Origin of the sequence: Polaribacter sejongensis (genome assembly GCF_038024065.1) — a bacterium.
Classification (GTDB): domain Bacteria; phylum Bacteroidota; class Bacteroidia; order Flavobacteriales; family Flavobacteriaceae; genus Polaribacter; species Polaribacter sejongensis.
In genome coordinates, this window is the sequence record NZ_CP150667.1 from 4,089,188 (window position 1) to 4,102,200 (window position 13,013).

Sequence of the window (13,013 nt, forward strand, 5' to 3'; positions counted from 1 at the left end):
AACCCATGAAATTAAACTTTTTATTAAAAAACAAAATATTAGCATATAGCCTACTAAGCTTATTTGCTGTATTGTTCTGTAGTTTTGATGCCAGTGCACAAAGAACTACAATAAATGGTACTGTAACAGATAGTGCAGATAATACTCCTTTACCGGGAGTTTCTGTGGTCGTTAAAGGTACAAAGAGAGGTGTAAGTACAGATTTTGATGGTAATTTTACTATTAAAGCTAAAATAGGAGAAACTTTAGTGTTTGCTTATTTAGGCATGCAGAATAAAGAGGTAGAAATTACAAAAACACAATTAAATATTTCTTTAGATTCAGATACAGAATCTTTAGAAGAAATTGTGGTGGTTGGTTACGGAACTGTTAAGAAAAAAGAATTAACGGGAGCTGTAAATAGAGTGGTTACTGGAGATATAGATAAGTTTGTAACACCAGATGTTGCCTCTGCATTACAAGGGCAAGTTGCAGGTGTAAATGTTACAGCTAGTTCAGGAGAACCAGGTGAAGCAGCAAATATTCAAATTAGAGGGGTAACTTCATTAATTGGTTCAAATACACCATTATTTGTTGTAAATGGTATTCCTCAAATTGGTGATCCAGGATTAAGTCCTAATGAAATTGAAAGTATCGATATTTTAAAAGATGCTGCATCTACAGCTATATATGGTGCAAGAGGAGCTGCGGGGGTTATTTTAATAACTACCAAACAAGGAAAAGCAGGGCAAATGAATGTTGGTTTTAATTATACTTTTGGTTTACAGACTGTTGGAGATGAGGCAACCCCTTTAATGAATACAGAAGGACAATTGTTTTATGAAGTAAATAGAAATGCATATACTGCCATTAGTTTTGATCATATTGTTGCGCGTTACCCAGAATGGATTAATAACGATAATAAATTTGATGACTATGTATTAAATAGATATGCAGAGGTTAAAAATTATGATTTTAGTGTTTCTGGTGGTGCAGAAAAATTCACATACAATGTTGTAGGTAGTTTATTTGATCAAGATGGTTCTATTGTAAATTCAAACTTTAAAAGATACAACGGTAGAGCAAGTACAACGTATAATACAGATAATTGGAAAATAGATGGAAGTTTATCTTTTACCATCGAAAAAAGAAAAAGATCTAGTGCGGGTCTAATCGTTCAAGCAGGTAGATATAAACCATATTACCCAGCAATAGATCCTGATGAAGAATCTGTAGATGGTAGTGCAATTGGTGGTGTTAGAACTCCTTCTGTAGCCTTAAATCAAGCACTTAGACAATTAGATAATAGTAATAGAGATCGTATCAATGCAAGTTTAAGTGTAAATAGAAAATTATCAGAATCGTTAGACTTTATTACAAGAGTAGGGGTTTCTGTTACGAATGATATCAGAAATATTTTTAAACCAAGTTTTTCTTTATATGATTTAGAAAATGATGAAGTAATAACTGATGACACAAGAAGTGGAGTCATTGCCATTGCTTCTAGAACGAATAAGTTTAGTTGGGATGCCAGCTTAAATTATAAAAAGAAATTTGGTAATCATAGTATTGGGGCTACAGTAGCATTGGCTTTAGAGGAAGATAATCATCAATCTTTTGACGCTTCTATTCAGGGAGTTTCTAATAATAATTTATTGGTGTTAGATGGAGGTACTATAAACCAATTAGTAAACAGTGGTTATAATCCAGATATTTCTGGAACTACTGATAATTACAATAAAAAAACGGTAGGTACTATTGGAAGGTTGCAGTATAATTATAAAGGAAAGTATTTAGTATCTGCATTGGCAAGATACGATGGTTCTTCTAGGTTTGGATCTGAATATAGATGGGGGACTTTCCCTTCTATTTCTGCAGCATGGAATGTTTCTGATGAAGATTTTTGGGAACCAATAAAAGCTACAGTTAATAGTCTTAAAGTAAGGTTAAGTCATGGTACTGTTGGTAACGATAGTTTTGCAGATTATGAATATGCTAGTACAATTGCTCCTTTTGGAGATTATGTTTTTGATGAAGGCGATAGTGGAGAAGAATTTGGAACATCAATTATATCTTATGCAAATGCAGATGTAAAATGGGAAACTTCTGTATCTAATAACGTTGGTGTAGATCTTTCTTTTTTAAGAAATAAAATTACAGTTACTGCAGATTACTACAATACTAAAAAAAGAGATATGTTATTCCCTGTAACATTGCCTGGTTCTGCAGGTGCATATTATGATAATATTTTAGTTTTAAATATTGGAGATATGGAAAACAAAGGGTTTGAATTTGCTACAAACTATAGAGGAAAAGTTGGTGAAAGTAATTTAAGATTGGGAGCTACTTTTACAACCAATAGCAACAAGATTACAAAAATGCAAGATGGTGTTACTATTGTGCCTAATAACGGTGTAAGATTGGTAAATGAAACAACCGAATCTACAGTGTCATTTATTGCAGTTGGTCGTGAGGCTGGTTCTTTCTTTTTATATGAAACCAACGGTGTGGTACAAACAGATGAGCAACTTGCAGCATATAGATCCTTAGAAGGAAGAGAAGATGCAGAAAAAGGAGACTTAATTTATGTTGATACTAACAATGATGGAAAAATAAACAATTCTGATAGGGTTTATAAAGGTAGTGGATTGCCAGATTTTGAATATGGTCTTAATTTAAACTGGAATTATAAAAGTTTCGATTTATCGATGAATTGGTATGGTACCGTTGGTGCAGAAGTATTAAATGGTAATAAAGCAGCTTCTTATAATTATGAGCGTCATCAAGATTTAAAGAATATGTGGACACCAAACAACCCAACTTCTCAAATACCAATCTTTAGAGGTGATGCTTCTGATCATTATAATTATTCTGGACTTACAGATTACTGGTTAGAAAATGGAGATTATTTAAGGTTGAAGCAAATCTCATTAGGGTATACGCTATCTGAAGAGGTTACTTCTAAAATTGGTCTAGATAAATTTAGATTTTTTCTAACAGCACAAAATGCACTTACGTTTACAAAATATTCTGGATATGATCCAGAAGTTGGCTCTAACAATGTTGCCAGAAGAGGTATAGACAACTCAAGATATCCGCTTGCAGCAATATATAGTTTCGGTTTAAATATTAATTTTTAAAAACACACAAAATGAAAACATATATAGCTAAAACAATTTCTTTAACGGTAATGTTTTTAACATTATTTTCATGTGATTCATATTTAGAAGAAGTGAATCCGAATGAAATATCTGCAGACATTTATTGGTCTACCTTAGAAGAGTCTGAAACTAATTTAATTTCGGTGTATGGTGCCATGTTAAATGAGTATATCGTAAATGCACGTGTAGAATCTTGGAGATCAGATGAAGGATATCCTGGTGGTCGTTTTAATGACAGGTCTCCAGCAGATGGTCAAGATGTATCTCTTTTTGCTAAGAATTGGTACGAACACAAGATAAACGAAAACACCAACGAATTACAACTAAGATGGAATGCTTTGTATCAAGTTATTTTTAGAGCAAATCAAGTAATAGAAGGTTTAAACGGGATGACTGATGATTTAAAAAGTCAAGAAAAATGGACTTTACAAATGGGACAAGCACGTTTTTTTAGAGGCTTAGCACATTTCTATTTGCATTCAGTTTTTAAACAAGGAAAAATTATTATTAGAGATGTAAATCCGGTAAAACCTGCCGATTTTGCAAAAGCAGCATCAGAATCTGCAGAAGTAATCGCTTTTTTTAGAAAAGATTTAGAATATGCTTATATCAATTTACCTGGACAAATGTTGCCAAAAACAAAAGTAGATGCAGGTGCAGCCGGTACTATTTTAGGAATGAGTTATTTGTATGAAGGAGATTATGCCGTAGCCAAAGATTATTTTGATGATATTATTAATAATAAAAAGAAAGATTACGGATACGCTTTAGTACAAGATGCAAGTATCCTATTTACAAAAGCAGGTGATTTTAACTCAGAATCTATTTTTGAAATTAATTATAGTATGCATAAAGCAGAAGATAATTCTTTTAATGAAGACGATTTTATTACAAGAAGTGCAAGATATTCAGCACCAAGAAGTGGTGGTGGGTCAAGTAATTTAGAAACTTTTACAGCTGCAGCATGGTTAATTCATGCGTATGCTAGTGATGAAATGGATCCTACTGATCCAAGGAATACGGTAACAGATAGAGCAGGTGTTGTAAGGCTAAGAAAAGTTTCTTTAAGAAATTCTGCTATGCTTGCTGTTGTAAATGATGAAGATACAGAGTATTATCAATCACCATCGGCTGCTATTTTACAAAATTTTAAGACCTCAGGTAAATATGGTTATTTTAAAAAGTACACCAATCATGATATTACTAATGATGAAAATACATTAGGTGTTAATAGTTGGCAATCTGGTAAAAATGTTGTTTTAAACCGTTTGTCTGGTGTTTATTTAATGATGGCAGAATGTTTAAATGAAACGGGAGATATTGCTGGTGCTTTGTCATATACCAATGCAGTACGTAAACGTTGGGGACTTTTAGCCTTAGAAGGTGCAGCGTATGATTCTCAAGAAGAAGTAAGAACACGTTTACAATTATTTGAATATCCTATGGAATTATGTGTAGAAGGTTTTTCTACAAGAAATATTGATTTACGTAGATGGGGAATTGCTAAAGAGCGTTACACGGCATTAAGTGAAAGAAATTTTTATGCTACGGATTATGAGTATTTAAACGAAGAAGCTACAGGAACAGGAACAAGAACAGCTAGTTTGGTAAGAGAAGGTATCAGTACAATTGAAACCGATTTTCAAATAGTACCAGAATTTTCAGCAGCAGCAGAATTTTATACTGATGGGTATTTACCATATCCTGCAAGTGAAACCATAAATAATCCAAAAATTTCTAACTAATCTAAAATGAAAAAAATGAAAAAAATAGGAATTGTATTAATGTTGATACTGTCGGCATTTGGATGTAGTGAAAATGAATATGATGCACCTTATGGAGATTTCTCTAGTTTTACTTGGATAGCAACACAAAATACTACCACAGGAGATTATGTAGTGGCACTTAATCAATTTATAGGACTATATGATGTTTCTACGAATGCGGTAAGCCATAGCTGGAGTATACCAGAGGGTACTAGTTCTTTGTCTAAAGAGTTTTCTTCGGATAATTCAATCTATTCAGATTTTATAGAAGCTACAGGGCCAACAAGTTTAGACGATCAGCAAATAAATGTGCTGTTTAATACACCAGGAATTAAAGAAATTGCACTTAAAAATGTTTTTAAAGATTCTGTAACTGAGTCTGTAAAACAAGCAGATGGTACTTGGTTGGTTGATAAAATATTTACGGTTAATGTTTATGATGATTTAAAACCGGTATTTCAGGTGCTTAAAGGTACAGAAGTAATTTTAAGTGTAAGCGAAACAGATATGCCAACTATTGAAGATATTGACTCTTGGAAAACTGTAAGTTTAGAAGCTGGCGATAAACTTACGTATGTAGATATGACTACTTCAGGAGAACCAGACGCTAGAACATGGACATTTAAAGGAGGAGATAAAGATAAAAGCAGTGCAGATTCTGTAGATGTTTTATATAATAGTTTAGGAGATTTTGTAGCAGGAGATATTACTTCTAGTAGAAAAGAACCAAAACCAAAAGGAGAAGTAATAAAATTAATTCCTTTAAAAATTAAAGTAATTCCATCTACAAAACCTTTTGTACTTAATGGAGGTTTAAAAGAAGATGCAACAGAAGTTATTTCTTTTAAACTTACAGGAGAAATAGGCGTTTTAGCTGCATCAGAAAAAGATAATTTTACTGTAAATGTAGCAAATACAACAGCAGGTTTCAATCAAAATATTGCGGTGCAATCAGTTGCAATTAATAGTGAAGATGCAACGCAAATAGATATAACATTAGCAGCACCAATTTATAATAGTGATGTGGTTACTGTTGCTTATACTTCGGGCGATATACAATCTGTAGATTCTAGAGTTTTAGAAAGCTTCGAGAACAAAAAAGTTGTTATGTATTTTGAAGGAGCTATGAATATACCAGGTTATACGGGCTATGAACAAGAATGGGGTGGTTCTGGTAATCAATTTAAAAAAGCAAATACAGAAGGGTATTTTGCACAACATAACAAAAATAATGAAGGTGGCCCATTATATTATTGGAGAGATGATGCTATGTCTTATCAAGGTAATAGTTCTATGAAGTTCGAAACTACAGCTAGCGGAATTCCTGCAATTGCAAGATTACAAGGAGCTGGTTTTACAACTTTAAGCCCTGTAACTGCAGGTACATATATTCCTTCTGTTTGGGTTTATATCGAAAATTCTACTGTTATGAGTTCTATTCAGTTTTCTTTTAATGCAGATTCTGATGCAACTTTTAATTTTGATATTTCAGCAACAGAAAAAGGGAAATGGGTAAAACTTACGTTACCAGAAATAACTTTAGGAGGTATTAATTCTGGTAGATTCGATCTTAATATCGAAAATACAGGTCAAGATGATGCTATCGTTCAAAAACTATGGTTAGATAATTTTGATTTATTAATTATCGAACCTAGATAATTTAAAATAGAATGATATTCCCATTTCAATTTGAGATGGGAGTATTTTTTTCCAATGAAGAACTTTTATTTACAAAGGATTATATATAAAAACAAGATAATGAGAATCGTTAAATTAAATTTTTTATTAGTTTTTACTTTCGTTTTTGCAATTGGGTGTAAAAATCAACCAGAGAAAAAAGAAGTAAAAAAGACTGAACAGAAACCAAATATTGTAGTTATCTATTTAGATGATTTAGGCTATGGAGATATCAGTGCTTACGGAGCTACAGAATTACAAACACCAAATATAGACGCATTAGCGTCTGGCGGAATTAAATTTACAAATGGGTATGCTTCTTCGGCAACGTGTACACCAAGTAGGTATGCTTTGTTAACAGGCGTGTATCCTTGGCGAAATAAAGATGCTAAAATTTTACCAGGAACAGCACCTTTGTTAATTACTACAGAGCAACAAACCTTACCAAAAATGTTAAAGAAACAAGGGTATCAAACTGCCATTGTTGGTAAATGGCATTTAGGTTTAGGAACCGGAGTTGTAAATTGGAACGAAAGAGTTTCTCCAGGTCCAAACGAAGTTGGTTTTGAAAGTTCATATATTATGGCTGCTACGCAGGATAGAGTTCCTACCGTTTATATAAAAGACGGAAACGTTGTTGGTTTAGATAAAAATGATCCTATCGAAGTAAGTTATAAAGAGAATTTTGAAGGAGAACCAACGGCAATCTCTAATCCAGAAAAGACAACGATGAAATGGCATCATGGTCATAACAATAGTATTGTAAACGGAATTCCAAGAATAGGGTTTATGAAAGGTGGTGATGCTGCAAAATGGACAGATACAGACATGGCAGATCATTTTTTAGCAAAGGCACAGAATTATATTAAAACACATAAAGACAAACCTTTCTTTTTATATTATGCAATGCAACAGCCACATGTGCCAAGAACGCCACATCCAAGATTTTTAGGTACATCTGGAATGGGACCAAGAGGAGATGTTATTTTAGAAGCAGATTGGGTAATTGGAGAATTTATGAATACTTTAAAAGAAGAAGGTGTTTTAGAAAATACATTAGTTGTTTTTTCTAGTGATAATGGCCCAGTTTTAAATGATGGTTATTATGATGATGCCGTAGAAAAATTAGGGAAACACGACCCTAAAGGAGGATTCAGAGGAGGTAAATATAGTATTTTTGAAGCAGGTACAAGAGTTCCTTTTATTACGTATTGGAAAGGGAAAATACAACCTGCAGTTTCAGATGCTATTGTTTGTCAGATGGATTTATTAGCTTCTCTTGCAAACTTAACAGGTACTGCAGAAACTACTACAGATAGTAAAGATATATTAAACACCTTGTTAGGTAAAAGTGATACAGGAAGAGATAATTTGGTAATTGAAGCTACAGGAAAAACAGCTTTAAGACGTGGAGATTGGGTATATATACCAGATTATAAAGGAAAAAACTTTAGAGAAAAAGTAAGTATTGAAGTTGGTAACTTTCCTTATGAGCAACTTTATAATGTAAAAGAAGACAAAGGGCAACAAAATAATTTAGCTGAATCTAATCCAGAAAAATTAGCAGAAATGAAAGCCATTTTTGTAAAGTTAAGAGGTGTCGATTTTACAAATGGAGTTAAAGAAGTACAATTTAGATAACTGAAAAGTTGTCTTAAACTTTTGTAATAGTTTTTATTAATAACAATTAGAAAGACATTTAATATCTCCTAGAGTTGTTAAATGTCTTTTCTTTTTTAATCTATAAATGATTAGTGTCCGATTGTTTTATTTTTATAAACCTTTTAAATCAAGGGGTTTAAGTGTTTTTTTTTTGATGATATCCTTGCTTTTTTAAAGTAAAATTATTGAGAAAAGGCAGACTAATTTTAATTTAAGTTACATCTCTTTGTCACGGAGTTAGAGTCAAGTCTTAATTCTAAAAGTGAAGCGGTCTTATGTCTTTTATCGGAGAATAATGTCTATAAATGAAAAAATACCAATTAAACGTTTTAAATTATGAAGATTAAATTAATTTTATGGGGTGCCTTTGTTTTTATAATTGCAATTTCTTGTGCACAAGAAAAAGAGAGTAAGAAAGTTTTGGTTAAACAGAAGCAACCAAATATCATTTATATTTTAGCAGATGATATGGGTATTGGAGATTTAGGAACTTATGGTCAAACAAAAATTTACACTCCAAACCTAGACCTTTTAGCTGAGAGAGGTATGAAGTTTACGCAACATTATAGCGGTTCTGCTGTTTGTGCACCTTCTCGTTCAACTTTAATGACAGGTCAACATACAGGCCATACGCCAATTAGGGGAAATAGACAGTTGGTAGAAGATGAAGAAGGTCAAGTTCCTTTGCCAAAAAACTCGGTAACCATTGCAGAAATTTTAAAAGAAGCAGGGTATGTAACTGGTATGTTTGGTAAATGGGGATTAGGTTTTGGAGAAGGAGATCCAAACAATCAAGGTTTTGATGAGTTTTACGGTTATAATGATCAAAAGTTAGCGCATCGTTATTATCCTCCTTATTTAAATCACAATCAAAAAATAGATTCTTTAGAGGGGAATGATTGGACACATAAAGTTACGTATTCTCCGGATAAAATTAGAGATCATAGACTTCAATTTTTAGAAGATAATAAAGATAAACCGTTCTTTGCTTATGTTCCTTTAGTATTGCCACATGTAGAACTTATTTCTCCAAACGATTCTATTTTTAAAATGTATGATGGTAAATTTAAAGAAACAGCTTATACCGCAGACAATAAATATACTTCAGATTATGGGTCAAATATAGTAGCTTATGAATATTCACCTTGTGATAAACCAAAAGCAACCTATGCTTCTATGGTAACAAGAATAGATGCCTATGTTGGTGAAATTATAGCAAAAATAGAAGAATTAGGGCTTACAAATAACACTATTATAATGTTTGCTAGTGATAATGGTCCATCTCCTGAAGGAGGAACGAATCCCGATTTTTTTGACAGTAATAGTAAGTTTAGAGGTTATAAAAGAGATTTGTATGAAGGCGGAATTAGAGCACCATTTATAGTGGTTTGGCCACATAAAATTGTAGCAGGAAGTGTAACAGATCATATTTCTACTTTTTGGGATGTTTTACCTACAATTACAGAGATTACGAATACTAAAAATCCGAAAGAAATTGACGGTATTTCTTTTTTGCCAACATTATTAGATAAAAAAGCACAAGAACAACACGCGCATTTATATTGGGAATTCAATATAAGAGGTGGTAGAAAGGCTATAAGAAAAGGAAACTGGAAAGGCGTTTGGAATGATATTAACAAAAAGAAACAAGGCGTTTTTGAATTATATGATTTATCTAAAGATGTTTCTGAAACTATAGATGTTGCTAGTTTACACCCAGAAATTGTGTCAGAATTAAAACAATTAATGGAAGATTCTAGTACCGAGTCCGTTCTTTTTCCTTTTAAATAGGAAAGGATTTTTTTAAGACGTAAATCAAAAGAAAAAGTAGTGGAAATTATTTTTGAATTTTAAAACTGTTTTTGACATATAATAACAAAATTAGTCTTCAAGAAAACAAACTTTTTATAATTACTTGCTTATTTTTAAGGCTAGTTAACTAAAAGGAATTTGTATTTACTAAAGGCATTATAAAAAATATCTGAAAATATGTTTTTACTCAAAATTTTATTTAAAATAGGAGCACCTTTTATGTTCCTATTTTGTTTTTCAGTAAATAGTTACACACAATCTTCAGGAATAAAAGGTGTTATTACTGATGAAACCAATACTCCTTTAGAAATGGTTTCTGTAGCATTAATAAGCCCTAAAGATGCTTCTTTTTTAAGTTATACAACTACAGATTTAAAAGGAACTTTCTTTTTAAAAGACATACCAAAAGATACCGTTATTCTTCAATTAAATTTATTGGGTTTTAAAACATTTTCTAAAAAAATGATTTACAAAAAACAGTTGATAGATTTAAAAACAATTGTTTTAAAAGAAGATGTTGGACTTTTAGATGAGGTTGTTATTACCGCGGTTGTGCCTATTCAAATTAAAAAAGATACGGTTAGTTTTAATGCAGATTCTTTTAAAGTTAATTTTGATGACAATATTGATGGTTTATTAAATAAGCTTCCAGGTATTGAAATGGAAGAAGGCAAAATTATTGCGCAAGGAACTACGGTTACTAAGATTTTTGTTGATGGAAAAGAATTTTTTGGAGGAGATCCATCCATCTTTTTAAAAAATATTTCTGCGGATGCAATTGCCAAAATTGAGATAATCGACAAAAATAGTGATGAAGCAGAGTTAACAGGTATTAATGATGGTAATAAAGAAGTTGTTATTAATTTTACATTAAAAAAGTCGAAAAAAAATAGAGGTTTTGGTAAGGTTGCAGCGGGTTTAGGTTTAGATAACCGATATTTTAGCAATCTAAATTACAATCAATTTAATTCTAAATCGCAATTGTCTGTAATTGGTAAGTTTAATAATATTAATGTTACGGGTTCTAATATTCAAGGGTTTTTAGAAAATGCAGATGGTATTGCAGATGATTCTAGTGATGATTCTGAAGACGATTTTATAAATCCTCAAAAAAGTTTAAGTGGCTTTTTAAAAACGGTAGTTACAGGTATTAATTACGGAAAAGAACTTCGAAAAAAGGAATCTTTTAACGTAGATTATTTTTATAACCTTTCTGAAAATAATGGTGTTTCAGATACAAAAAGAGTGTTCTTTTCTAATACCAATAACTTTAACTATAGTTCTAAAAACAAGTATTTGAATATTTCAGATAATCATAATTTGAACTTTAATTATGAGAATAAAGCAAATAAAACAAGTAGTTTACGTATTAAAGGAAAGTTTTTTTCAGACAAGATAAATTCTGATTTAATTAGAGAAGGTTTATTTTTTGACACAATGGATGAGTTGGTGACAACAAATACCAATACATCATCAAACTCAAATCTTAAAAAATATGGAAATCTAAATGTAGATTTTTACCGTAAATTACCCAAAAAGGGAAGAAGTTACAGCACAAGTTTTAAAGCTGTAATTAACAATTATACTAAAAACAATAATCAGAATACATTTATTGAAACAAACCTTAATAAAACGAATCCGTCTACCACTAATTTTGAAATTTTAAGAGATGAAGATTTGAGTTCTGCAGATATTTTAGTGAAAGTAAAATATACAGAACCTTTAGGAGGAAATCATTATTTTAATACAGAAGCATCTTCAGAAATTTTAACAGGAACAGAAAATACCAATCAAAATAGAAAAACAATAAAAACCACTACAATAGAAGACGCTATAGAATATTATTACAAATATTCTGAAAATAGTTTTAAAACAAAATTTTCTCATAGCTATAATAAATCTGATTTAAATATATCTACAGGTTTAGAGCTACAAACATTACATCGAAGTTTTGGAGAAGTTGATGAAATTCAATTTATCAGAGAAAAATTTTATCTAAACCCATCTTTATTTTTTCAATACAAACCCAAAAGAGGTCAGAAATTTAGATTTACATATCGAAAATATATAAAAGCACCGAGAGCAAATCAAGCAAATCCGTTTTATAATGATATAAATCCGTATGCAATTAATACAGGAAACCCAGATTTAAAAAACGAAAAAACAAACTCCATATCTGCCACAGCAAATGTGTATGATTTTAATTCGTCATTTAATTTTAATGGTAAAATTCAGTATTCAAATTCTACGGATGCAATTATTAGAAATGTAACTATAGATGATGAATATATTAGAACAATTAGTTATCAAAATAGTGGTGAAAAGATTCGTTTTAATGCCTTGTTAAACATTACTAAAAAAATAAATAGTTTAGGAGTAAGGTTGAGTCTTAAAAATAAATTTTCTAATAATGCTGCAAATTCAATTGTGAATTATGAATTAAATAATGTGGTTTCTAAAGATTATTTAACAAGTTTAATCCTTCAAAATAATAGTAAAAGAAAAGTAGATTTAAAAGCAGGTGCAACGTACGTTGTTAATAATACTAGTTTTTCTATAGAGAATAATTTAGATAGAAAATTTACCACCCAAAAATATTTTGGTATGGTAGATTTCGATTTTTCTAAAAGATTAAACGTAAACACACAATTCGATTATTTGGTGTATACAGATAATAAGTTTTTAATACAACAAGAAATACCTATTTGGAATGCTGCAATATCATACGCTTTAACACCTAAAAACAATATTATTAAATTGGTTTTAATAGATCTTTTAGATAAAAATATAGATGTTTATAGAAGAAGTACTTTAAATTATTTTGAAGAAACCAATTTGCAAAGCCTAGGACGTTACGTGGTGTTAAGTTATACTTTTAAGATAAATAGTGGTAAAAAGAAGATAAATAAGAGTCTAAAAACCTAGTTTATAGTACTTAATTTACGCTAAAATACAT

At 31.0% G+C, this 13,013-nt stretch carries 6 protein-coding genes; all 6 read left to right on the forward strand.

Annotation, left to right across the window (positions count from 1 at the left end; all coding sequences use genetic code 11):
• The first annotated feature begins 5 nt into the window (after positions 1–5).
• The 6 genes from WHD08_RS16835 (at position 6) to WHD08_RS16860 (ending at position 12,982) form a co-directional block, all read left to right on the forward strand.
• A complete protein-coding gene (locus tag WHD08_RS16835) occupies positions 6–3,119 on the forward strand; it encodes a SusC/RagA family TonB-linked outer membrane protein (RefSeq protein ID WP_208889970.1) in 3,114 nt (1,037 codons plus the stop codon).
• Between the two features lie 11 nt (positions 3,120–3,130).
• On the forward strand, positions 3,131–4,885 hold the full coding sequence (locus WHD08_RS16840) for a RagB/SusD family nutrient uptake outer membrane protein (protein WP_208889969.1): 1,755 nt from the start codon (positions 3,131–3,133) through the stop codon (positions 4,883–4,885).
• Positions 4,886–4,900: 15 nt separating this feature from the next.
• The gene (locus WHD08_RS16845) at positions 4,901–6,565 is read left to right on the forward strand and encodes a SwmB domain-containing protein (RefSeq protein WP_208889968.1); all 1,665 of its coding nucleotides are present in this window, start codon (positions 4,901–4,903) and stop codon (positions 6,563–6,565) included.
• A 99-nt stretch (positions 6,566–6,664) separates the two neighbouring features.
• Positions 6,665–8,224: a sulfatase family protein gene (locus tag WHD08_RS16850; protein ID WP_208889967.1), complete on the forward strand. Its 1,560-nt coding sequence runs from the start codon at positions 6,665–6,667 to the stop codon at positions 8,222–8,224.
• Positions 8,225–8,581: 357 nt separating this feature from the next.
• Positions 8,582–10,036 carry an arylsulfatase gene (locus WHD08_RS16855; RefSeq protein ID WP_208889966.1) on the forward strand — a complete coding sequence of 485 codons (1,455 nt, stop codon included), beginning with the start codon at positions 8,582–8,584 and terminating at the stop codon, positions 10,034–10,036.
• 198 nt (positions 10,037–10,234) lie between these two features.
• The gene (locus WHD08_RS16860) at positions 10,235–12,982 is read left to right on the forward strand and encodes an outer membrane beta-barrel protein (RefSeq protein WP_208889965.1); all 2,748 of its coding nucleotides are present in this window, start codon (positions 10,235–10,237) and stop codon (positions 12,980–12,982) included.
• Positions 12,983–13,013 lie beyond the last annotated feature (31 nt).

Bases quoted from the DNA above. Each gene is read 5' to 3' on its own strand.
- WHD08_RS16845 (WP_208889968.1), top strand. From the start codon at position 4,901: ATGAAAAAAATAGGAATTGTATTAATGTTGATACTGTCGGCATTTGGA.
- WHD08_RS16835 (WP_208889970.1), top strand. From the start codon at position 6: ATGAAATTAAACTTTTTATTAAAAAACAAAATATTAGCATATAGCCTA.
- WHD08_RS16860 (WP_208889965.1), top strand. From the start codon at position 10,235: ATGTTTTTACTCAAAATTTTATTTAAAATAGGAGCACCTTTTATGTTC.
- WHD08_RS16850 (WP_208889967.1), top strand. From the start codon at position 6,665: ATGAGAATCGTTAAATTAAATTTTTTATTAGTTTTTACTTTCGTTTTT.
- WHD08_RS16840 (WP_208889969.1), top strand. From the start codon at position 3,131: ATGAAAACATATATAGCTAAAACAATTTCTTTAACGGTAATGTTTTTA.
- WHD08_RS16855 (WP_208889966.1), top strand. From the start codon at position 8,582: ATGAAGATTAAATTAATTTTATGGGGTGCCTTTGTTTTTATAATTGCA.